Source organism: Pannonibacter phragmitetus DSM 14782, from assembly GCF_000382365.1.
In the GTDB taxonomy this organism is placed as follows: Bacteria; Pseudomonadota; Alphaproteobacteria; order Rhizobiales; family Stappiaceae; genus Pannonibacter; species Pannonibacter phragmitetus.
Window position 1 is genome coordinate 79,676 of the sequence record NZ_KB908231.1, and the last position, 23,174, is coordinate 102,849.

A 23,174-nucleotide genomic window follows, 5' to 3' on the forward strand; every position below is an offset into this window, starting at 1 on the left:
ATTGCCTCCAGCAACGGAAAGGGCCGGACACCGGCGGGCACAAGGCCAGCCAGCGTCCGGCGGAAGGGATGTCAGAACGGATAAGGCTGGGCCTGATCGCGGACGGTCACCCATTGCCACTGGGTGAATTCCTCGATGTCGGCAGGCCCGCCGATGCGGGTGCCGTTGCCCGACTTGCCGAAGCCGCCGAAGGGCGCAAAGGGCCCGCCGTTCACCGTCTGGTCGTTGATATGCAGCATGCCTGTGCGCAGCTGATTGCCGATGGCCATGGCGCGCGACGTGCTGGCCGAGAGAATGCCGGCGGACAGGCCGTAGTCATCGTCCTGCGCAATGCGGACAGCTTCCGCATCGCTGGCAAAACTCATGATGCAGGCCACCGGCCCGAACAGCTCTTCCCGGAAGGCCAGCATCTCCGGCGTGATGCCCGCCAGAACGGTTGCCGGATAAAACAGGCCATCCGCCTTGCCGCCCGCCAGAAGCCGGGCGCCCTTGGCAACCGCATCATCAACGATGTGCTGGATCGTCTCGACCTGATTGGGGGAAATGACCGGCCCCAGCGCCACCCGGCCGGAGGCAGGATCGCCCACCGGCAGATGCCGGGCCTTGGCCGCGATCTTCTCCGCCAGCGCCTCCACAATGCTTTCATGTGCAAGGACAAGACCTGTCGCCATGCAGATCTGCCCCTGATGCAGGAAGGCGCCCCAGGCGCAGTTGGAGGCGGCCACATCCACGTCCGCATCATCCAGAACGATCAGCACGTTCTTGCCGCCCAGTTCCAGCTGCACCTTCTTGAGATGGCGTCCGCAGACTTCGCCCACCTTCGAGCCACCCGCCGCCGAGCCGGTGAAGGAAATCATGGCAATGTTCGGGTCCTTGCACATGGCCTCGCCCGCATCCGCGCCGCCCGGCAGCACATGCAGGACACCGGCGGGAAGGCCAGCGTCCTCGAACAGCCGGGCGATGATGATGCCACCGGAAATGGGCGTGCGCGGGTCGGGCTTGTGCACCACCGCATTGCCCACCGCCAGCGCCGCAGCGATGGCACGCACCGACAGAACCAGCGGAAAGTTATAGGGCGAGATGACACCCACCACCCCATGCGGCAGGCGCCGGGCGTGGCTGCTGCGGCCATCCATCGTGGGCAGAACCAGCCCCATGGGCATGGTGGCCAGCGAGGCGGCATGGCGCAAGAACTGGGCGCCGTGCTCTATCTCGATGCCCGCCTTGGCCTCGATCGAGCCGCTTTCGCGCATGATCCAGGGGATCAGCTCCTGCCCGTTCTGCTCCAGAAGATCAGCAGCCCGGTTCAGGATCGCGGCACGCGCCTGCGGCAGCATGGCAGTCCAGGCCTTCTGCCCAGCAGCGGCGGCCCTTGCTGCGGCGGCAACCTCCTGCGGCCCGGCGAGGCCCGTTTCGGCAAGCACGTCTCCGGTCGCAGGCTCGCGCACGGTCAGCGTACCGGCGGCAGATGCAGACCAGCTGCCGTCAAATATGCGTCCGCTCCAGCTTCCCGGCTTCAGAAATCCGGCATGCAGCATGTTCATGATCAGGTCCTCCCTTTGGCCGGAGGCGCCGCAGTTTGCCCTGCCGCACCGCCCGTGCCGTCCTCCTCTTGGCAGCTTCCGCCGCCAGACCATCTCCTCAAATGGCCGTAGTTTCCCTTAGGCAAGCGCCGTGCCACAACGGGCCTGCGCCGGACATACGGGGCAAGCCACTGAAGAAAATGGACTTTTCAGCAAGGGACAACGGGCGGGCAGCCATGCCGCATTCCTCAGGGTTTCAGAATTTCATTGAATGATCTGTCATTTTCATAAAAACATGAAACTCATGAACACACCCGGCACCCCTGACCATCTGATTTCCCTGGCCGAAGCCTCGGCCCGCACGGGCCGGATAATCAGGCGCGGGGCCTTCAGCGAGCTGCCCACCGCCGCCCCGCCAACGCTGGATGACCTTGCACATTCGCTGCTCTTTGCTCTCGGCGACGGACGTATCTGGCTCAACGACCAGCGCATGGTGCTGATCCAGTCGCAGGTGCTGGGCGCGCTTCGGGCGGAGCTGATCGACACGCTGGGCATGGAACGGGCCAAGGCGCTGCTGATGCGCATCGGCTATCTGCAGGGCGTAAGGGCGGCGGAACTGGTGCTGGACCGCTTTGCCGGAGCCAGCATCACCCAGCTTCTGGCCGCAGGTCCACGCGTTCACACGCTGGAGGGCTTCGTCAAGGTGACGACCCGCCACTTCGAGTTCGATGCGGACAAGGGAACCTATCACGGAGAGTTCGTCTGGGAGGACTCCTCCGAGGCAGCAGAACATCACGCCAGCCATGGCCTTGCGCAGGAGCCCGTATGCTGGATGCAGACCGGCGTGCCCTCCGGCTACACCAGCCGCATTCTCGGCCACCCGGTGTTCTTCCGCGAGATCGAATGCGCCGGCATGGGCGCGCCGCACTGCCTTGTGGTGGGACGCGATGCTGCGGCTTGGGGCAAAGACGCGCCGGAGCAGGAATATTGCGGCCTGTCCTGGCGCGGGCGCAGCGCCGCCACCAGCACCAAAGGCCCGTCAGCGGAAACGGCCGCAACAGAGCCTGCTGCCCACGGCCCGAGTGGCATGGTCGGCGTCTCCGCCAGCTTCCAGCGCGCCAGCCACCTACTGGAAAAGGTCGCCGCAACCGATGCGACCGTGCTCTTCATCGGCGAATCCGGTGTGGGCAAGGAGCTGTTTTCCAGCCAGTTGCACCAGCTGGGCCGGCGCAGCAAGGCCCCCTTCATCGCCATCAACTGTGCGGCCATTCCGGACAATCTGGTGGAATCCGAACTCTTCGGCGTCGAAAAAGGCGCCTATACCGGGGCGGTTGCGGCCCGTCCCGGCTATTTCGAGCGGGCTGAGGGCGGCACGCTGTTTCTGGACGAGATCGCCTCCCTCACCTTCTCCGCACAGGGCAAACTGCTGCGCGCCATTCAGGAGCGCACCATCGAGCGGCTGGGCGGCACCCGCTCCATTCCAGTGAATGTGCGCATCGTTGCGGCCAGCAATGTGGATCTGGCGCAGGAAGTCTCTGCCGGGCGCTTCCGGCGCGACCTTTATTACCGCCTCAACGTCTGCCCCATCCACATCCCCCCGCTGCGGGAGCGGCGCGATGACATCCCCCTGCTCTGCGCCCATTTTCTGGCCCAGTTCCGGGAGAAGCACGGCAAGGCCATCACAGGCTTCAGCCGCAGCACCATGGACGCGCTGCTGGCCTATGACTTTCCCGGCAACATCCGCGAATTGCAGAACCTTGTGGAGCGCGGCGTGGTCTTTGCCGATGACAACGGCCTGATCGGCCTGCACCACGTGTTTCAGGGCAGCGAACGGCCGACAGGCCCTGTGCCGGTGCTGCGCACGACGCCCGGCACCGCCCCGCTTCCAGCCCGCAGCGAAGGGCTTGGACAGATCGAGGCACAGGAACAGGCGCTCTACAGCGATGCGCTGACGCAGGAAAAAGGCAACATCTCCGCAGCCGCCCGCCGCCTTGGCCTGACACGGGCACGGCTGGAATACCGCCTGCGCAAGCACGGGCTGATCTGAGGGCACTTGGGCCAAGGCCCGGATGCCGCTCGGCGTCTGGAGTTACAGGCTGGGCATCAGGTCCAGCAGGTGCCGGGCATAGGGGCTGGCCGGGGCGGTGAAGAGCTGTTCGGTCTCCGCTTCTTCGACGATCAGCCCCTCCTTCATCACGATCACCCGGTCGCACATCTGGCGCACCACCGGCAGGTCGTGGCTGATGAACAGCACCGTGAGATCCAGCGCATCACGCAGGTCCTTCAACAGGTTCAGGATCTGCGCCTGGATCGACACATCAAGCGCCGAGGTCGGCTCGTCGCAAATGAGAAACCGGGGCCGCGTCGCCAGCGCCCGGGCAATGGCGATGCGCTGGCGCTGGCCGCCGGAGAATTCATGCGGATACTTGTCCGCAGCCGCCGCCCCAAGCCCGACCGCCTCCAGAAGATCCGCCACGATCCTGCGCCGCTCGGCAGATGACGTGGCAAGGCCATGGTGGGTCAGCGGCTCGGCAATGATCCGGCCCGTGCTCATGCGCGGGTTGAGCGAGGAATACGGGTCCTGGAAGATCATCTGCACCTGCTGGCGCAGGGCCCTGTCTTCCGCCCGGCTCGCCGCCCCGCCCACGGTCTTGCCATCAAAGCTGATGCTCCCGGACGTGGGCCGGTAGATCTGCACCAGCATGCGGGCGAGCGAGGACTTGCCGCAACCGGACTCGCCCACCAGTCCCAGCACCTCGCCCTGCCGGATATCGAGGCTGACGCCGCGCACGGCCTCGAAATAGCGGCGGTTGGAGGGCAGCAGCGCCGCCTTCGTCTGGAAGCGCAGGCGCACATCGCGCACCTCGATGAGGGGCTTGGCGTCAGCCGCCTTCACGCCGGCCTCCCGCCCTTCCGTCAGCCACTGCAGCGCCGGGCTGTGGTCTGTGCTGAGCGGAGCGTCCTCCGCCTGCGGCGGATAGGTCAGGCGCGGAAAGCGGTCCAGCTTGCGGTCGCCGCGCGGCACGGCGCCGATGAGGCTGCGGGTATAGGGATGGGCGGGCGCATCGATGATCTGCCGCACCGGCCCGCTTTCCACCACCTCGCCCCGGTACATCACCACCACCCGGTCTGCCGTGCCGGAGATGACGCCCATGTCGTGGGTGACGAGAATGACGCCGATGCCCCGCTCCTTCACCAGCTTGCGGATGAGATCAAGGATCTGCGCCTGCACGGACACATCCAGCGCCGTCGTCGGTTCATCAGCAATGATCAGGTCAGGGTCGGAGCACAGCGCCAGCGCAATCACCACACGCTGGCGCATGCCACCGGAAAACTGATGCGGATAGGCCGCAATGCGCTCTGCCGGATTGGCGATGCCAACTTGCGCCAAGAGGCCAATGGCCTTCTCCCGCGCTTCCCCCTCGCTCATGGGCTGGTGAATGCGGATGGTCTCGATCAGCTGCGCCCCGACCGTCATAAGCGGGTTGAGGCTGGTGAGCGGGTCCTGAAAGATCATCGAGATGCGCTTGCCGCGAAGGCGCCGCATGGTCTTTTCGCTGGCCGGATCGATCGCCTCACCGTCAAAGCGGATTTCGCCTGCCGTCACCCGGCCCGGCGCTTCCAGAAGGCCCATCACGGCGCTGCCGATGGTGGACTTGCCCGCACCGGACTCGCCGACGATGCCCACGATCTCGCCGCGCCCAACCTCGAGGCTGACATTCTGCACGGCCACAAAAGTGCCGAGGGGCTGCGGGTATTCCACCCTCATGCCGGAAATGGAGAGCAAGGACATGAAAGGCCTCCAGTCAGCGCAGCTTGGGGTCGAGGACGTCACGCAGCCAGTCCCCCACGAGGTTGACCGACAGCACCAGCAGCGCCAGCGTCATGCCCGGAAACACCACCAGCCAGCGTTCACCGGAGAACAGGAAGTTGTTGCCGATGCGGATCAGCGTGCCGAGCGAGGGCTCGGAGGCCGGAATGCCGACACCGAGAAAGCTCAGCGTCGCCTCACCCAGCACCGCAACGCCGAGGTTGATGGTGGCAATCACCAGCACCGGGCCCATGACGTTGGGCAGGATGTGGCGGACGAGTATCCGCGGCGCGGAAATGCCGGTCACCTGCGCGGCCAGCACAAAGTCCTTGTTGCGCTGAACCAGCGTCGAGGCGCGCACCGTGCGGGCCACCTGCGGCCAGATCGACAGGCTGAGCGCGAAGATGATGACGAACACCGCAAGCTGATCGTGCTGTTCCGGCGGCAGGATGCCCCGGCTGACGCCATCCACCAGCAGCGCCACCATGATGGCCGGAAAGGTCATCTGGATATCGACGACACGCATCACGATGGCATCCGTCAGCCCGCCGAAATAGCCGGCCAGCAGCCCGAACAGGAGACCAAAGAAAACCGCCGCAGCCACCGAAACACCGCCCACCATCAGCGATGTGCGGGTGCCGTAAAGCAGTGCGGAAAAGAGGTCGCGGCCCTGATCGTCCGTGCCCAGCAGAAACTCCGGGCTACCGCCCTCCTGCCAGACCGGCGGCAGCAGCGAGTTGAGCAAGTCGAGCGAGGCAATGTCGAAGGGATTGTGCGGGGCAATCAGCGGCGCTGCGATGGCGGCAAGGATCATGACCCCGCCGATCAGAGCAGCCAGAACCGTCAGCGGTGAAGCCAGAAAGCGGTAGAGCACCGGGCGCCGGGCGACCCAAAGGCGCAGACCGGATGGCGTGGCAGTAGCAGGCATCCGTTTCCCCTCAGCTGGCGCTGGCGCGCAGGCGCGGATCAACCGCATAGTAAAGCAGGTCCACCACCAGGTTGACCGTCACGAAGATCACCGCCACCAGCAGCAGGTAGGTGGAGATGACAGGGATATCGACCGTCGAAATAGCCTGCAGGAACAGAAGGCCGATGCCCGGCCACTGGAACACGCTCTCGGTGATGATGCCGAAGGCGATGATCGAGCCGAATTGCAGCCCGGCAATGGTCATCACCGGCACCAGCGTGTTCTTCAGCGCGTGGCGGAAGTGGATGCGCCGCGCCGGCAGGCCACGCGCCTTGGCAAAGCGGATGAAATCCATGCGCATCACCTCCAGCATCTCTGCCCGCACGAGGCGCATGATGAAGGTGAGCTGGAAGAGGCCCAGCGTGAAGGCCGGAAGGATGATCGAGAGCCAGCCGGAGCGGGTCAGAAGCCCCGTTGTCCAGAAACCGAGATCCACCGTTTCGCCCCGGCCAAAGGTCGGCAGCAGGTTAAGCTCCACGCCGAAATAGACCATCAGCATCAGCCCGACAAAGAACGTGGGCATGGAAATCCCGGCGAGCGAAAAGATCATGATCGCCCGCGCCAGCCAGCTGTCCGGCTTCAGCCCCGCCAGCACGCCGAGCGGAATGCCCAGCGCCAGAGCCAGCGAGAAGGCAATGACGCTGAGTTCGATGGAGGCCGGAAGCCGGTCGGCGATGAGGCGGCCCACCGGCTGGCCCATCTGGTAGGACAGGCCGAACTCGCCCTGCACCACCCGGCCAATGAAATGGCCAAACTGCACCAGCACCGGATCATTCAGCCCCAGCGCCTCACGCAGCGCCGCCCGGTCGGCCAGCGTCGTTTCCTCGCTGACCAGTTGCGACACGGGATCGCCCAGATAGCGGAACATGACAAAGGCCACGAGCGCCACGACGAGCAGCACGATGCCTGCCTGAAACAGGCGGCGGAGCATGTAGAAGATCATAGCGCCCACAATCCCAAGCTTGGCTGCGGCACCGGGAGACCGGTGCCGCAGCTTCTGACAGCGAGCTTACTGCCCGATGGTCACATGACGCCAGTCGAAGACGTTGTCGGCACGCCGTTCCAGCTTCACGTTCTTGCCCGTGCCCCACGCAGCCCAGGTCTGGTGCAGCGGCACATAGGCCACGTCCTTGGTGGTGATGGTCCAGGCCTCGCGGATCAGCGCATTCCGCTTGTCCTGATCAGCTTCCTTCAGGATCTCACCCGCCAGGCGGTCCACCTCCGGGTTGCAGTAGCCGGCGAAGTTGGACTTGCCGGCGACGATCTTCGTCAGGTCATCCTTGTCCCACAGCGGCCGGTCCGGCGAGACGCGCGGGCACATGTGCAGGGAGTAGAGCGCGATGTGGCTGTCGAGGCTGGACGGGGTGGTGCCCAGCATCGCAAGGCCAAAGTCCATGTTCGGGGCGGTAATGGATTCCAGATACTTGGCACGCGGCTGAACATTCGGCTTGGCCTTGATGCCCACCTTCGCCAGCATGGAGGAAATGGCAAGGCAGGTCGCCTCATCATTCACATACATGTCGTTGGAGCACTGGTAGGTCATGGCGAAGCCATCCGGATAACCGGCTTCCGCCAGCAGCGCCTTGGCCTTTTCCGGATCATAATCCAGCCGCTTGATCTCGTCCGTGTAACCGTTGACGCCCGGCGCCACCATCAGGGCCGCAGGCGTGGTCTGGCCGCGCATGATCTTGTCACGGATGGTGTTGATGTCGATGGCCCGGTAGATGGCCTCGCGCACGCGCACATCCTTCAGCGGATTGACACCCTCAAGGCCGGAGCCCGGCAGCGTCTCCTTCCACTGGTTCATGGACAGATACATGGTGCGCACTTCCGGGCCGGCTGCAACCTGCGTATTGGGAGCGGCCTCAAGGCGCGGAATGTCCTGCACCGGAATGGGGAACACCACATCCAACTGACCGGCCAGAAGTCCTGCAACGCGGGTCGCCGGGTTCGGCACGGGGGTGTAGGTCACCTTGTCCACGTTGCCCGTCTTTGCGGCGGCACCCCACCACTGCGGATAAGCCTCAAGCACGGTGCGCACGCCCGGCTCACGCGCTGCCAGCTTGTAGGGGCCGGTGCCGTTCTCGTGCAGGGTCGCGTAGTTTTCCGTGTCCCCGCCCTTCTGCGGCGGCGCCACCTTGTTCGCCTCAGACCAGGACTTGGACATGATGTACCAGTTGGCCCAGGTGTAGTTCAGGATCGGGTTCGGTTCCTTTGTGATGAAATCAACCGTGTGATCATCCACCTTGACGATCTCGACACCTGCCGGAAGGCGGTTCTTGAAGTCGGACGAGCCGGAGCGCACGCGCTCGGCGGAGTAGATCACGTCATCTGCGGTAAAGGGGCTGCCGTCATGGAAGGTCACGCCCTTGCGCAGATGGAAGCGCCACTGGGTGGGTGACAGCATTTCCCAGCTTTCGGCCAGCGCCGGCTCAAGCTTCAGATCCGGCGTGCGGCGCACGAGGCCTTCATAGACGTTGCCCAGAAAGCCGGAGGTGAACACCTCTTCCACCGCATAGGGGTCCATGGACACCAGATCGCCCTGCGAGGCAAAGCGAAGCTCCGCCGCCTGCACATTCGCCGCAAAGGCAAATAAAACGGAAGAGGAAAGCAGAAGTGCTGCGCGTTTCGCCTGTGTCATGGCCGAACCCGTATGATTGAGATGCCCTGAGGCAACAAAGGAAGGAGCGCTATCAGTCCCAGAGGCGCCAAAGCCTGTCAAGGCAACCGGCCGCCGGAAATGCCCGCAAGAAAAATAAGGCAGTGAACATGCTCATGCTTCAAGCTGGCCGAGCAGGCGCTGTGCCGTCAGTTCATCCGTGATGACAACGTCCATGTCCAGCGCCTTCAGGGCGGCGCGCATCATCTGGGTCTTCTCGCGCCCGCCGGAAATCAGCACCTTGGACTTCACCCGGTCGAGCCGGTCGAGCGGGATGGAAATGGAGCGCTCATTCACCGGATGCGGCACGGTTCGCCCTTCCGCATCGAGGAAATGATAGAGCACGTCACCCACAGCCCCCGCCGCCACAAGGGACTGGCGCTCGGCTTCCGACACCTGCCCCAGCCGGTAGGAAGTGGTGAGCGTCGAGATACCGCCGCAGGAGAGCAGCGCCACATCGCAGGTCTCGGCCATCTGCAGAACCTGATCAAGGCCGCAATGCTCCAGCAGCGCGTGGCGGGTCTGGACGGAATCCACCAGCGCAGGTGCGGGCACGAGGAAACCTTCGGCATCGAAGAGTTCGGCAAACTGCCAGGCGAATTCCGCCGGGTTGAAGCGCTTGGCCTGCGAGATACCGCCCAGGAGCGAGATGACGCGCACGCCTTCCAGCTGCCGCCCCTCAATGAAAGGCAGCATCTGATGCAGCGTGCGGCCCCAGCCCACGCCAACAGTCATGCGGTTGGCCATGATGCCGGAGACATAGGTGCCTGCCGCAGATGCAATTGCCCGGGTCGGGTCGCCGTCAGGATCGGAGAAAGGCGCGACGATGGCCTGCCGCAGGCCGAAGCGCTCTTCCAGCTGGCGCTGCAGCTCCACCAGCGGGGCGATATCCGACTTGATGCGGATGATCACCTCGCCCCGCTTGCGGGCATCGGACAGGAGCCGCGTGATGAGAATGCGGTTCACGTCCAGCTTCTTGGCAACTTCCGACTGGGTCAGCCCCTCGACATAGTAGAGCCAGGCAGCGCGGATGCGGAGCTGGCCGTGCTGGTCGGCAGGGCCGCGCTCCCGCGCTCCGTTCGTCTGGCTGCTGAGGCTGTCGGACATGGGCATTTCCCGTTATCGATGAGGAATCTTCATCCCCCCATCATAGGTGCTGCCGCAGGATTTTGCCAATCTGATCCGGGACTTCCACTTGCGGCATGTGCCCGGCGCCCTCGATGAGGTGCAAGGCTACCTGACCACCGGCGCGCAAGGCATGCTGCCAGGGGATGATCTCATCCTGCCGGCCCCAGATGATCCGCGCCGGAACATCGAGACGGCCCAGCGCCGCGCGCAGATCAAATCCCTGCGTGCCATCGGGGAACAGCACATCGGCCAGCGCCGTTTGCGCAGCCCTGAGGGCCGCATCCTTGCGCCCGGCCATGGCGGCCTTGGCGTAGCCATCGGTGATCATGTCCGGATTGGCAACGAGGCAGCGCAACCAGGGCGCAAGGCTCTCGGCCCGCTGCGCCCGGCAGATTCCGGAGAGAACCTGACCGTTGATTTCCGCCCCAAGGCCAGCAGGCGCGATCAGCGTCAGGCTTTCCACCTGCCGGGGCCGCGTATCGGCCAGCGCCAGCGCCAGAGCGCCGCCAAGGCTGTGGCCGATCAGATGCACCTTCTCCTCGCCCGTCTGCTCCAGCGCCCGGCGCAGTTCGGCAGCGAGCGAAGCGAAGTCCGCAATGCGCAGGCGCGGCGATTTGCCATGTGAGGGCAGTTCGATCCGGATCAGCGGACGGTGCTTGAGATAGGCCTCAAGCGGCGCCCAGCTTGCTCCGTCGCTGGCAAAGCCATGGATAAGCACAACGGGAAGCCCGGTGCCGCCCTTGCTGCGGGTGATGGACAGCGGACCGGTCTGCCACTCGGGAGAAGACGGAAGCCCCGGCGAGGACATGACCGCTTCCGCAGCCACACCTGCCCTGCCCGCCTCAAGCGCCTTGCGCACATCCTCCCCCTGCACGCGGCCCTCAGGGCCGGAACCGGAGATGGCGCCAAGATCAACGCCGCCTTCGCGCGCAAGGCTGCGGGCCAGCGGCGTGGCACGCAGGCCCTTGCCCCCGCCTGCTGTTTCACCTGCAGGCACGGCAACGGGTGCAGCGGCGGGAGCAACCGCTACAGGTTCCGGCGAAGCTTCAGGCGTTTCAACAGCAGGCGCGGCGGATTGGTTAGGCGGCTCACCAACAGCTTCATCCTTGCCATAGAGCCAGGCGACCGTTGCGCCAATCGGCACATCCGTTCCTTCTGCAATGACATGATGCAGGAAGCCGGAAGCAGGCGCCTCCACTTCCATGGCGGCCTTGTCGGTTTCGATGTCGAAAAGCGGCGCGCCCTTCTCCACCCAGTCACCCGGTGCGACATGCCAGGTGGCGAGCTTGCCGCTCGCCATATCCATGTCCACCTTCGGCATGATCACTTCATTGGGCATTACACACGACCCTTCGCCAGCTTGCGGGCCGCATCCAGAATATCCGGCACCTGCGGCACAACGGCCTTTTCAAGCTCGGGATTATAGGGGATCGGGCTTTCGGCCCCGCCCAGGCGGATGATCGGCGCGTCGAGGAAGTCGAACGCATCGCTTTCGGCCACCATGGCGCTGACTTCAGCGCCAACGCCCAGCGTCTTCACGCCCTCATAGACGCAGACGAGACGGCCGGTCTTGCGTACGGAAGCCAGAACCGTTTCACGGTCCATTGGCCGCACGGTGCGCAGGTCGATCACTTCAGCGCTGATGCCTTCGGCTTCCAGCGTGGCGGCTGCCTCAAGCGCCTTGTGCACCATGATGGCGGTGGCGACGATGGTGAGGTCCTTGCCCGGACGGCGGATCGCGGCCTTGCCGATCGGCGTCGTGTAATGCCCCTCAGGCACATGCCCCTTCATCTTGTAGAGGATCTTGTGCTCGAAGATCATCACCGGGTCCGGATCTTCCAGCGCTGCCAGCAACAGGCCCTTGGCATCTTCCGGCGTCGAGGGCTGCACCACCTTCAGGCCCGGCACATGACCCAGCCAGGCCTCAAGGCTCTGGGAGTGCTGCGCCGCTGCGCCCGTGCCGGAGCCAGCCGGAAAGCGCATGACCAGCGGCACAGAAACGGCGCCACCCAGCATGTAACGCAACTTGGCCGCCTGATTGACGATCTGTTCCATGGCGAGGGCGGCAAAGTCGGAGAACTGGAACTCGAAGATGGGCCGCAGACCGGTCAGCGCCGCGCCAACAGCGACACCGGCACCGCCCAGTTCCGAGATGGGCGTATCCATCACCCGGTCTGTGCCGTATTTGTGCACAAGGTCGCCAGTCACCTGAAAGGCGCCGCCGTAGACTCCGATGTCCTCGCCCATGAGAACGACGCGGGGATCTGAGCCCAGCGCCAAATCCATGGCTTCGCGGATGGCCTCGGCATAGGAGAGTTCGCGGAGGGGGCTCGCCGGATGCGCGTTCATGCTGCGGTCTCTTCAGTGTAAACGAAACGGGTGGCCTCGGAGGCCTTTGGCGAAGGGCTCGCGGCGGCAAAGGCGATGGCATCGGCAATCTGCTGCGCCACACTGGCCTCCAGCGCCTCGATGCCTTCCTGGTTCAGGATGCCGTGATCAACCAGCATGGCGGCCATGCGCTTGATCGGGTCGCGGTCCATCCACTCGGCGATTTCTTCCTTGGTGCGGTAGCGGTTGCGGTCGGACTTGGAATGGCCGCGCCACCGGTAGGTGACGTTCTCGACCAGGCTCGGCCCCTCGCCTGCACGCGCACGGGCCACAGCCGCATCCACGGCTTCGGCAACGGCGGAGAAGTCATTCCCGTCCACGGTCACGCCCGGCATGCTGTAGGCGGCGGCGCGCTCGGAAATGTGCTTCACAGCCGTGGAGCGCTCCACCGAAGTGGACATGCCGTATTTGTTGTTCTCGCAGACGAAAACCACCGGCAGATTCCAGACTGAAGCCATGTTCAGCGCCTCGTGGAAAGCGCCCTCGTTGTTGGCGCCATCGCCGAAGAAGCAGACCGTCACAGCGCCCGTGCCCAGCCGCTTGGCCGCAAGGGCGGCACCCACGGCAATCGGCAGACCGCCACCAACAATGCCATTGGCGCCGAGATTGCCCTTGGCCACATCGGCGATGTGCATGGAGCCGCCACGGCCCCGGCAGTAGCCGGTTTCCTTGCCGAAGAACTCGGCAAACATCCGCCCCAGATCCGCGCCCTTGGCAACGCAGTGGCCATGGCCTCGGTGGTTGGAGGTGATCTTGTCCTCATCCGTCAGTGACATGGATGAACCTACGGCGGAAGCTTCCTGCCCGATCGACAGGTGCATCGTGCCGTGAATGAGGCCGCGCATGTAGCTGTCTTCCGCGCCTTCCTCGAACTTGCGGATCAGCATCATCTTGCGCAGCGCTTCCGTCAGCGCCTCGGGCGAGTAGGTGCGCAGCGCATAGGGAAGATTGGCATCGGTTGCGGGCACAGCGCCCTTTGCCTTTTCATCGGTGTTGGCCATGGCTCTGTCCTCAGGCATGCGCCGGCTCTTGCCCGTACACCATCGCATCCTGGCGGCGGCGCAGTTCGGCAATGCGGGAATTGGCAGGAAGCGCGGTGTTGTCGCTGGTGATCAGTTCGCCCTTGCGGATCGGCTGGGTGACCTTGGCCCCCGTCAGCAGACCCGCAGGAATGCCCTTGGCGGCACGGGCGCGGGAGACTTCCATGACCCAGGCGCGGTAGGTGTATTCGCCGATCTGGTCCAGCGTCTCGCCCGGCTGCAGGTCACGCTTGGCCACCGCGCAAACTTCCGCCACCGGCTTGTCGAGCGGGATCATGTCGGCCTTGCCGTAAAGCACGGCACGGGCGCAGGTCAGCGGCACTTCCAGCGAGGTAAGGTGATAGGGCCGGATGAAGCTGAAATACGGGCCATCGCCCATCTTCAGGTCCTTCATCCGCTCCCAGACTCGCGGATGCTCGGCTTCGGCAACAACGAAAACGCCCGGCGCCAGCCCCTTTCCGACGGAAAAGTCCACACGGCCAATGCCGGACAGCATGCCGCCATCCTTCTGCGGAATGAGGGTGGTTGCCAGTTCCTTCGGCCCGGCAGCGGGCCCATGCATGCCGTCACAGTCCGGGATCAGACCCGTGGCATTGGCGATGGCCGCCATCTCCACCATGGTCTTGGAGCCATCGACGAATTCCACCAGCATGCGCGCGTTCATGTGGCGCGCCTTGGCTTCCGCCGCATAGGCATCCGGCGTCGCGTCAATGTTGAGCGGGTTGTTCTTGCCCTTGCCCGCGCAGACGATGCGGTGGCCCATGGCGGAGACGAACTCGATCAGTTCCATGCAGGAGGACGGCTCGTCGCCTGCACCGAGGCTGTAGACAACGCCCAACCGGTCCGCCTCGCGCCGCAGATAGGCACCGATGGTCACGTCTGCCTCGACGTTCATCATGACCAGATGCTTGCCGCGCTCCATGGCGTTGAGGCCGATTTCCGCGCCGACAGCCGGAACGCCCGTGGCGTCGATCACCACGTCAATGAGACCCGATTCGAGAATGATGTCGGAGGACGAGGCAATGGCCGTACGGCCGGATTCGATGGCGGCATTCAGCTTGTCCACCGTGCCGGCGTCCTGGCTGTGCCCCTGCTCCTGACGGGCAATCTCCACGGCCTTGTGCGCGGCCGCCGGATTGATGTCCGCAATCGCAGCCACTTCCACGCCATCCATCATCGAGGCGCGGGTAACGATGTCCGTGCCCATTTCGCCGGAACCGATCAGTCCGATGCGGACCGGACGGCCAGATTGCGCCCTTGCAGCCAGATCGCGGGCGAGACCTGTAAGCGCGACGTTTGAAGCCATTTCATATGCCTTGGTGGGGTTGAGTTGCCGCCAGCATTGTGAACTTTCGTTCTTATGTCAACGCACTTGTTCATTCATTCGTCGCTGCAATCGCTCACAGCCGCCACCGCACTGCACAATAGATCAAGCCAGACTTTGCATCAAATCCGATTGACAAGCGTTCAAAGACGAACAATTGTTTTATAGAACATTCAAATGTTCCGGCCCAATCTCCGCAGGCAAGTGAACCGCCTGCCCAGCGCAACCTCTGCGCAACCCGGGCCGAGGAAATGCCATTGGCAATCATGGCCATCGTCATCTGGGAGGAGACTTGATGGGTATCACCGGTAAACTTTCGCGCCGTTCGTTCCTCAAGGCGGGCACTGCCGCCGCCGGCGCATCACTGATCGGCACCACATGGAGCGGCCGCCTTCTGGCGCAGGGCGCCCTGCCCGATCCGCAGAGCGTGCTCGACGATATTTCCATCTCGAAATACGTCCGCGCCGACTACCAGAAGCTCTATGGCCTGACCGACAGCAAGCCGCTGTGGGACCCGGCAAAGGACTGGATCCGAACCGTCGACTGGGAAGCGGTGCGCAAGGAATTCGCCGGCACGACCGTGCGCTTTGCCATTGGTGCTGCCGACCAGGAATCCGCCGCCGAGGGCCTTGCCCCGTTCGAGGCCCTGTCCGGCATCAAGGTGGAACTGGTGCCGATCCCGGACGACAGCTTCTATGACAAGGCCGTCGCCGAGTTCATCTCCGGCAATGCGTCCTTCGATGCGCTGCAGTTCTTCTCGCCCTGGCTGGGCGATTTTGCAGCCCCCGGCTTCCTCGCCCCGCTTGGCGACTTTGCCGAGAAGTGGAAGCTGCCGCTTGATGACTTCTATGACACCTACCGCCTGAACTACGGCTATTTCAACGGGACCATGTATGGCATCCCGTTCGACTGCGACATCCAGATGGTGCATCTGCGCAAGAAGATGGTCGAGGACGTTCTGGGCGGCCCGATCGACAGATGGACCTCCGTCCCGACCTATGACGAACTGATCCGCCTGTCCGCAGAGTTGAACAACAAGACCAAGGGCGTTGCCGGTGTCGGCATGCTGGGCGCACGCGGTTTCTGGTCCACCTACACTTGGGAGCATGTGGCGGCACAGGCCGGCATGATGCTCTTCGACGACAAGTGGGAGCCGGTCTTCAACGGCGACGCGGGCAACAAGGGCATGGATACCATCCTTGCGCTGTCCAAGAACGCCATCGAGGGCTTTGCCGGTGCAGGCTGGGGCGAAAACCGCGCCGCATGGCTTGGCGGACAGGTCGCCACCAACATCAGCTGGCAGGATTCGGGCACGCAGGCCATGCGCCCCGACCAGTCGCAGATCGTCGATGATTTCGTCACCATCTACGAGCCGCGCATTGCCGGTGGCCACTTCGCCCCGCCCAACATCGCAGGCTCGACCTCCTGCGTAGCCGCGAACAGCCAGAATGCGGAAGGCGCATTCCTGATGCTCGCCTTCCTCACCACCTCCTCGATCATGGCCATGAACGAGGCCAACGCCAATGGCGTCGCTCCGGGCTACAGGTCAGTTCTGACCAACCCGAACCTTCAGGTGGCCTCGCAGCCGGCGGAAGTGTGGAGCAAGTCGCTCGACTACGCCTGGTGCGCCCCGCGCCTGCCCGGCATGTTCGAGATGGAACAGGCCATGGGCAACGAGATCAACCGTGCCCTGACCGGCCAGATCTCCGGCAAGGAAGCTCTGGACAATGCGGCGGCTGCCGTCCGCAAGATCATGGACCGCAACGGCTTCTATGGCAGCAAGCCGCCGGTTGACTACGCCGCCGCCGCACCCGGGCTCTGGGTGGGCAAGGACAAGGCTCTGCCCTTCTGAGGACCTGCAATGACCGGCACCCACCTGCCGGCAGCCGGGGCGGCTTCTGCCGCTCCGGCCATGCCCGGCCGTACCTTCAGGCGCCGCAATCCGCGCATGCGCCAGCTTTTCCCCTACCTGCTGGTGGCTCCGGCCGTCTGCTTCCTGCTGACGATCACGCTCTATCCGGGCGCCTATGCGATCTATCAGTCTCTCTTCTATGTGAAATTCAACACCTGGACCTTTGTCGGCACCGAGAACTACCGGGACCTGCTGGGCGACCGGGAGTTCTGGGCTGCACTTGGCAACACCGTGCTGATCGGCGGCATCGCGCTGATTGCCGAATGCCTGCTGGCGCTGCTGCTGGCCTTCCACGCCTACCGTGACCCGTGGATCAAGGGCTGGCGCATCATCTTCCTGGTGCCGATGCTGTTCATGCCCTCGGCGGTGGCCTTCATCTGGAAGCTCGCCTTCATGGATGGCCGCGTCATCTCCGACCTGCTGATGCGCATCGGCCTCATCGATGGCAACATCGCCTGGACGTCCTCCATCTGGCTGTCCCGCCTGACGCTGATCGTCGCCGATATCTGGCAGTGGACGCCATTCCTCTTCATCATCTTCGTGGCCGCCCTTCAGGGGCAGGACGAGGAAGTGGAAGAAGCTGCCCGCCTTGATGGTGCCAGCTGGGGCGCGATCTTCTGGAACATTTCACTGCCAATGATGCGGCCTGTTATCGCCGTGGCAGTGATCCTGCGCGGCATCGACATCACCACGATGTTCGCCAACGTCTTCATCATGACGCAAGGCACGCCCGGCGGCGCGACGGAGACGATCAGCTATTTCATCTACCGGATCGGCTTCAAGACCTTCAACTTCGGCTACGCCTCGGCGGCCTCGGTGGTCATGCTGATTCTCACCGTCATCATCGCGCAGCTTGCCGTCAAGCGCGCCTTCCGCTCCGGGAGGGACTAGGCCATGGCCTCGCAGCGCCGCAACAAGGGCGAAAAGCTCTTCCTGCGTTATCTCATCCTCGGGGCCTGGGCCCTGTTCTGCCTCGCCCCCGTGCTCTGGTTCCTGTCCATCGGCTTCCGCCCGCGGACGGAAATCATCACACCCCAGCCGATCTACCTGCCGAGCTTCAGCCTTGATGCCTGGCACATGATCTGGCGTGACTGGCCGATGGGCCATTACCTGCGCAACTCGCTGCTGGCGATTGCCGGGTCCGTCGTCATCGATCTGGTGCTGGCCGTGCCGGCCGCCTTCTCGCTCGCCCGCTACCGCTACAAGGGGCGGGAGGACATCGGCTTCTATATCCTCTCCACCCGCATGATGGCCCCGGCCATCGTGGCGATCCCGATCTTCTTCCTGTTCAAGACGATGGGCCTGCTCAACACGGTCTGGGCGCTGATGCTGATCTATGCGGCGATCAACCTGTCGGTCGTCACCTGGATCATCCGCTCCTACATGCTCGACATCCCGAAGGAGCTGGAGGATGCGGCGCGCACGGACGGAGCCTCGGACCTGCGCATCCTGTGGGAGATCATCATCCCGGCCATCCTGCCGGGCATCATCACCGCAGGCGTCATCGCGGCCATTTTCGCGATCAACGAATTCCTCTTCACCCTTCTGATCGCCTCCACCAAGGATGCCTATACGCTCTCGGTGGCGCTCGCCAACTTCACCGGCGGATCAGACGGGGTCATCTACAACGCAATTGCCCTCGTCGCCTTCCTCGCGTTCGTTCCGGTGTTCCTGGTGGTGGCTGCCATCCAGAAGCATCTCTCGCGCGGGCTGACGATGGGCGCGGTCAAGGGATAAGCACCATGGCACGTATCGAACTCTCCGGCATCCAGAAGTCCTGGGGCAGCCTGTGGGGCGTGCGCGATGTGAACATCGACATCGCCGACAAGGAATTCATCGTCTTCCTCGGCCCCTCGGGCTGCGGCAAGACCACCACCATGCGCATGATCGCCGGGCTGGAGGACCCCAGCGAAGGCGAGATCCGCATGGATGGCGAGGTGATGAATGCCGTCGACGCCCGCGACCGTGATGTGGCCATGGTGTTCCAGGGCTATGCGCTCTACCCCAACATGAGCATCTACGAGAACATCCGCTTCCCCTTGCGCATGCGCGGCGTGCCGAAGGCCGAACATGACCGGCGCGTGCGCGAAGCTGCCGCCCTCGTGGAGCTGTCGGACTATCTCGACCGCAAGCCGGGCGCGCTCTCCGGCGGCCAGCGCCAGCGCGCAGCTCTTGCCCGTGCCATCGTGCGCCAGCCGCAGGTGTTCCTGATGGATGAGCCGCTGTCGAACCTCGACGCCAAGCTGCGGCAGGCGATGCGCGTGCAGATCAAGCACATCCAGCGCCAGCTGGCCATCACCACCGTCTACGTCACCCATGACCAGATCGAAGCCATGACGCTGGCCGACCGGATCGTCATCATGCAGAACGGCGCGATCCAGCAAACCGGCACGCCGGACGAGATCTACAACGACCCGGCCAACACCTTCGTTGCAGGGTTCATCGGCTCTCCCCCGATGAACCTGGTGCCGGGGCGGCTGGAGAACGGAACGTTCTCCGCCCCCGGCATCTCCATCCCGGACGTGCGCCTTGCCCACAGCGGGAACGTCACCCTCGGCGTGCGCCCGGAAGACTGCCACGTCACCGACAGCGGCGGGCACATGAGCGCACCAGTCTATGGCGTGGAGCCGACCGGTGACCTCACCTATCTGACGCTGAAGCCCGGCAGCCTGCTGTTCGAGGTGAAGGCCGACCGCAGCTACCGCTCGGATCTTGACCGGACGCAGGCTATCGCCTTCGATCTGTCCCGGCTGTATTTCTTTGACACGGCCAGCGGTCAGCGGCTGCGGTGAGGTGGGCCATGCTGGCAGATTACACATCCATGGGCTTCTACACGTTTGATGCCCTCTGCCGCCCGGTGAAGGAGCTTCCGGCGGGCGGCGGCACCCTGTTTGTCGAGGACTTCACGCTGGCCGTCTCCGGGGCGGCCGGCAGCGCCGCCATCGTTGCGGCCAAGCACGGGCTGAAGGTGCGCGCCGTGGGCGGCGTCGGCCAGGATGACATGGGCGACTGGGTGCTGATGAAACTCGGCCGCTTCGGCGTCGACACCAGCCTGATGCAGCGCTGCGAGGGCTTTGCCACTTCCTCTTCCATCGTCACCACCCGGCCAGATGGCGCCCGCCCCGCCCTGCACAAGCGCGGCGCCACGGCAGGCTTTTATGTGGACGATGCGCAGGCCGAAACCGTGCTCGACACGAAGATCCTGCATGTGGGCGGCGTCGGGCTGATGGACCGCATGGACAAGGGCCGCAACGCGGAGCTGATGGCGGAAGCCAAAAAGCGCGGCGTCACCACCACGCTCGACGTTTTCGCCTCAACCCGCGATGACCTGCCGCTGGTCAGGCCGCTGCTGGCGCATACGGACTATTTCATGCCCTCCGAGGAAGAAGCCCGTGCCCTTTCCGGGCTTGAGGATTTCGAGGACATTGCCAAATTCCTGCTCGATCAGGGCACCGGCGCCGTCATCCTGACCCTCGGCGCGCTGGGCGCCATGTACCGGGACAACAAGGGCATCGCCTTCGATCTTCCGGCCTATGCGATCGACGTTGTATGCACCTGCGGCTGCGGCGACTGCTTCAACGCGGGCTTTGCCACCGGGCTGCATCTCGGCCTTCCCATCGAGGACTGCGTGCGCATGGGGCAGGCAAGCTCCGCCCAGAATGCCATGGGCCTCGGCTCGCAGGCTGTTGTGAAAGATCTCGATACGACGCGGAGGTTTATGGCCAACACGGCGCTGCGCCCCTATACTTGGGCAGAAGATCAGGAGTTGCGCCATGAAGCACCCGCCCGTTCCGGGGCCTGAGGAACTCGCCCTGCCGCTCAGGGACATTCTGCGCGGCCTGCGCCAGAAGGCACCCTTGCCGAAATCGCTGCTCGAACCGGCCCTCAACCTGCTGCCGCGTGACATCCGCTCGTCGCTGAGCCGCATCGTCGAGGACGTGGCCGGTGAAAAGATTGGCCGCCTGCGGGTGCGCACGCCGGATGCCGCATCTCTGCAGCGGGCCAGCCTTGCACTGAAAGGCGGCCCCGCCGCGCCCGCCGATGTAGCAGGTGCACTCGCCTGGGGCGGCGCGGTTTTCCTCGCCGAGGCCGGTCTTTCCACTCTTCTCGTCAGCGAGACCGTGGCCGCGCTCTGCTGGCACGAGGCGCTGGATGAAAGCTTCGACAGCCCGGCCCGTGCGGCCGCATTGGTGCTGGGGCTAGACCGGCACAGTTTCATCAGCCCGGCTCCCGGCATCGTTTCTGCCGCCATCCCGGACAGCGGCATGGAACCGGCACACCTGCGCCTTGCCATGACCGCGCTTGTGGTCTGGCTGCTGGCAGAGCGCTCCGGAACGCCGGGCAGCCTCTCGGGCGAGCACGAACTGCTGCGCATCGCCCTGCTGCTCTGCGACAGCAGCAAGGACGAAATTGCGGGCGCCTTCCGTGACCGCGAGGCGCTGGGCAGCCTGCTGCAACAGCTGGCCGAGAGGATCTGACATGAGCAGCCCGCTTGCCAGTTTCGATAATTCCCGCATGCCGGTGCGCAAGGCAATCCGCCGCCTGCGCTGGTTCATCGCCTCCTTCCACGAGCATGCCGCCGGCCTGACAGGTGAGACCGGCCAGCCCTTCACCGTGGATGACGGCAAGCTGACCGCCGCCTTCATGAGCTGGTACCGCGCCTTTGAGGCGCAGAAGCACAAGGCGGATGCAGACCGGCGCGGCTACGTCACCTTCGCCGCAGGGCTGATGCTGCGCGAGCTTTTGCATTTCGGCCCGCTGACGGCCCGGCGCGGCGGGACGGCACCGGACGCACCTGCCCCGTCAGGCGGCGGTGCCCCGGCGGCCTTCTGGCCGGAAGGCCACGCCTATGTCACCTATTGCCTGGCGGTGCGCGCTGCCGTGCTGGCACAGGAATTCCACACCGAGCCGCATGAAGTGCCGGAGCTTTCGGACCTGCGCACCTGGTGGTCCTTCCGGGAGAACATCCTCGAAGACCCGGACCTTGCCATCAGCTTCCTGGAACTTTTCAGCGGCGAGCAGCCCCACTGGACCGCCTCCGCCATCTTCGCCCCGCATCCGGACACTCCAGCTTTGCCCCGGCAGCAGTAGGGACCGTATCCGTTCGCAGGCAGCGTGCGAAACAGAGAGCAATTCACCAGTCTCGCGATAAGAGTGGCTGCATTTCATATGGCCGCAGCGCCCCTCTCCCCCCTTGAGGGGGAGATGTCTGCGTCAGCAGACAGAGGGGGGTAGCAGCACCTCGATATGGCAGGATCTCTCTCATAAACGGACAGTCCGTTACCCCCCTCTGCCCCCTGCCGGGGGCATCTCCCCCTCAAGGGGCAGGGGAATCGCATATGTCGAATAAGGGGTTGTTTTACTGAGGCAAATCGATTCATGAGTTCTCCGTCCCAGGAGGTCGCGATGAGTAGATTTGCCGCTTGTTTTGAAGCTTTGCCTGATCCGCGCAGCAGCAACGTGCGCCATCCGTTGACGTCGATCCTGTTCATCGCCATCGCGGCGATCATCTGCGGGGCCGAAAGCTGTACCGACATGGAGGACTTCGGCCATTCGAAGCGCAGATGGCTGAAGTCGATCGTGCCGCTGCCCCATGGCATTCCCAGCCACGACACCTTCTCCACCGTCTTCCGCCATCTTGACACCGAGGCCTTCGAGGCGGCCTTCCGCCGTCTCACGGCCACCTTTGCCAAAGGGATCGAAGGGGTGGTGGCGATTGATGGCAAGGCCGTGCGCGGCGCCTACCGCCGCGGGGCCAAGGCAACGCCGCTGCACCTCGTCAACGTCTGGGCCGCCGGTGCCGGTCTGGTCATCGGCCAGAAGACCGCGCCAAACCGCAATGAAGTGCAAGGCGTTCTCGACGCGCTCGCGCTGCTGACGCTCGACGGAGCCACCGTCACCGCCGATGCCCTCCACTGCAGGGCTGACACAGCGCGGGCCATTCTGACCACCGGCGCTGACTATGTTCTGGCCCTCAAGGACAACCAGCCCAGCCTCCTGAAGCAGGCCAAAGCCCTCATCGAGGATGGGGACCAGACCGGCAGCATCCTGCTCGCCCCGGAAACCGCCCATGACCGGACCGAGACGCGCCGGGCCAGCGTCGTGGCCGCCACAGGCCTCGATTTCCCCGGGCTGCAGGCCGTCGGCTCCGTCGAGACCGCCTGCCGTCATGCAGATGGCACCCAGACCAGTCATGTCCGCTTCTTCCTCCTGTCCAGGATCATGCCGCCAGACGCCCTCATCGAGACCGTCAGAACCCATTGGCACATCGAAAACAAACTGCACTGGGTCCTCGACGTCCACTTCTGCGAGGACGCCGCCAGAAACCGCAAGGACAACGGCCCCCAGAACATCGCCCTCCTGCGAAAAATCGCCCTCAACGTCATCCGCTCCCATCCTGACAAGGCCTCAATCAGGCGGAA

At 64.4% G+C, this 23,174-nt stretch carries 19 protein-coding genes; 9 read left to right on the forward strand and 10 right to left on the reverse strand.

Annotated features, from left to right (window positions below; all coding sequences use genetic code 11):
- Nucleotides 1–71: 71 nt before the first annotated feature.
- Nucleotides 72–1,544, reverse strand: coding sequence for a benzaldehyde dehydrogenase (locus tag H163_RS0118720; RefSeq protein WP_019966152.1), 1,473 nt, complete (start codon nt 1,542–1,544; stop codon nt 72–74).
- Nucleotides 1,545–1,818: 274 nt separating this feature from the next.
- Between H163_RS0118720 and H163_RS0118725 the strand changes: the two genes are divergently transcribed.
- Complete coding sequence (locus tag H163_RS0118725; RefSeq protein WP_019966153.1) at nt 1,819–3,570, forward strand: sigma-54-dependent Fis family transcriptional regulator; 1,752 nt, start codon at nt 1,819–1,821, stop codon at nt 3,568–3,570.
- 42 nt (nt 3,571–3,612) lie between these two features.
- Here the strand turns inward: H163_RS0118725 and H163_RS0118730 are convergent, their stop codons facing one another.
- The 9 genes from H163_RS0118730 to H163_RS0118770 all read right to left on the reverse strand — a co-directional run bounded on the left by H163_RS0118730 (nt 3,613) and on the right by H163_RS0118770 (nt 14,822).
- A complete protein-coding gene (locus tag H163_RS0118730; protein WP_019966154.1) occupies nt 3,613–5,316 on the reverse strand; it encodes an ABC transporter ATP-binding protein in 1,704 nt (567 codons plus the stop codon).
- A gap of 13 nt (nt 5,317–5,329) precedes the next feature.
- Nucleotides 5,330–6,262, reverse strand: a complete 933-nt coding sequence (locus H163_RS0118735; RefSeq protein ID WP_051105427.1) for an ABC transporter permease — start codon at nt 6,260–6,262, stop codon at nt 5,330–5,332.
- Nucleotides 6,263–6,272: 10 nt separating this feature from the next.
- A complete protein-coding gene (locus H163_RS0118740; RefSeq protein ID WP_019966156.1) occupies nt 6,273–7,244 on the reverse strand; it encodes an ABC transporter permease in 972 nt (323 codons plus the stop codon).
- 66 nt (nt 7,245–7,310) lie between these two features.
- Nucleotides 7,311–8,942: an ABC transporter substrate-binding protein gene (locus H163_RS0118745; protein WP_019966157.1), complete on the reverse strand. Its 1,632-nt coding sequence runs from the start codon at nt 8,940–8,942 to the stop codon at nt 7,311–7,313.
- A 132-nt stretch (nt 8,943–9,074) separates the two neighbouring features.
- The gene (locus H163_RS0118750; RefSeq protein ID WP_115336583.1) at nt 9,075–10,067 is read right to left on the reverse strand and encodes a sugar-binding transcriptional regulator; all 993 of its coding nucleotides are present in this window, start codon (nt 10,065–10,067) and stop codon (nt 9,075–9,077) included.
- A 40-nt stretch (nt 10,068–10,107) separates the two neighbouring features.
- Nucleotides 10,108–11,409, reverse strand: a complete 1,302-nt coding sequence (locus H163_RS0118755) for an acetoin dehydrogenase dihydrolipoyllysine-residue acetyltransferase subunit (protein ID WP_208975439.1) — start codon at nt 11,407–11,409, stop codon at nt 10,108–10,110.
- Between the two features lie 17 nt (nt 11,410–11,426).
- On the reverse strand, nt 11,427–12,437 hold the full coding sequence (locus H163_RS0118760) for an alpha-ketoacid dehydrogenase subunit beta (protein WP_019966160.1): 1,011 nt from the start codon (nt 12,435–12,437) through the stop codon (nt 11,427–11,429).
- Nucleotides 12,434–13,477, reverse strand: a complete 1,044-nt coding sequence (locus H163_RS0118765) for a thiamine pyrophosphate-dependent dehydrogenase E1 component subunit alpha (RefSeq protein ID WP_019966161.1) — start codon at nt 13,475–13,477, stop codon at nt 12,434–12,436. The genes H163_RS0118760 and H163_RS0118765 overlap by 4 nt, the downstream gene beginning before the upstream one ends.
- 10 nt (nt 13,478–13,487) lie before the next feature.
- Entirely contained in the window at nt 13,488–14,822 is a 1,335-nt protein-coding gene (locus H163_RS0118770) for an NAD(P)H-dependent oxidoreductase (RefSeq protein WP_019966162.1), read from the reverse strand.
- A 313-nt stretch (nt 14,823–15,135) separates the two neighbouring features.
- Here H163_RS0118770 and H163_RS0118775 point away from each other — a divergent pair, with 313 nt between their 5' ends.
- The 8 genes from H163_RS0118775 to H163_RS0118810 form a co-directional block, all read left to right on the forward strand.
- Nucleotides 15,136–16,692 (forward strand): extracellular solute-binding protein, encoded by a 1,557-nt coding sequence (locus tag H163_RS0118775; protein ID WP_019966163.1) that lies wholly within the window; start codon nt 15,136–15,138, stop codon nt 16,690–16,692.
- 9 nt (nt 16,693–16,701) lie between these two features.
- Nucleotides 16,702–17,643: a carbohydrate ABC transporter permease gene (locus H163_RS0118780; protein ID WP_019966164.1), complete on the forward strand. Its 942-nt coding sequence runs from the start codon at nt 16,702–16,704 to the stop codon at nt 17,641–17,643.
- 3 nt (nt 17,644–17,646) lie between these two features.
- On the forward strand, nt 17,647–18,489 hold the full coding sequence (locus tag H163_RS0118785; protein ID WP_019966165.1) for a carbohydrate ABC transporter permease: 843 nt from the start codon (nt 17,647–17,649) through the stop codon (nt 18,487–18,489).
- A 5-nt stretch (nt 18,490–18,494) separates the two neighbouring features.
- Complete coding sequence (locus tag H163_RS0118790; protein ID WP_019966166.1) at nt 18,495–19,544, forward strand: ABC transporter ATP-binding protein; 1,050 nt, start codon at nt 18,495–18,497, stop codon at nt 19,542–19,544.
- 8 nt (nt 19,545–19,552) lie between these two features.
- Nucleotides 19,553–20,554, forward strand: a complete 1,002-nt coding sequence (locus tag H163_RS0118795) for a carbohydrate kinase family protein (RefSeq protein WP_040679222.1) — start codon at nt 19,553–19,555, stop codon at nt 20,552–20,554.
- Nucleotides 20,526–21,230: a hypothetical protein gene (locus tag H163_RS0118800; protein ID WP_019966168.1), complete on the forward strand. Its 705-nt coding sequence runs from the start codon at nt 20,526–20,528 to the stop codon at nt 21,228–21,230. The genes H163_RS0118795 and H163_RS0118800 overlap by 29 nt, the downstream gene beginning before the upstream one ends.
- A 1-nt stretch (nt 21,231) precedes the next feature.
- Nucleotides 21,232–21,843, forward strand: a complete 612-nt coding sequence (locus tag H163_RS0118805; protein ID WP_019966169.1) for a hypothetical protein — start codon at nt 21,232–21,234, stop codon at nt 21,841–21,843.
- 315 nt (nt 21,844–22,158) lie between these two features.
- Nucleotides 22,159–23,174, forward strand: a 1,016-nt coding sequence (locus H163_RS0118810; RefSeq protein ID WP_026356049.1) for an ISAs1 family transposase, incomplete at its 3' end; no start/stop codon positions are given.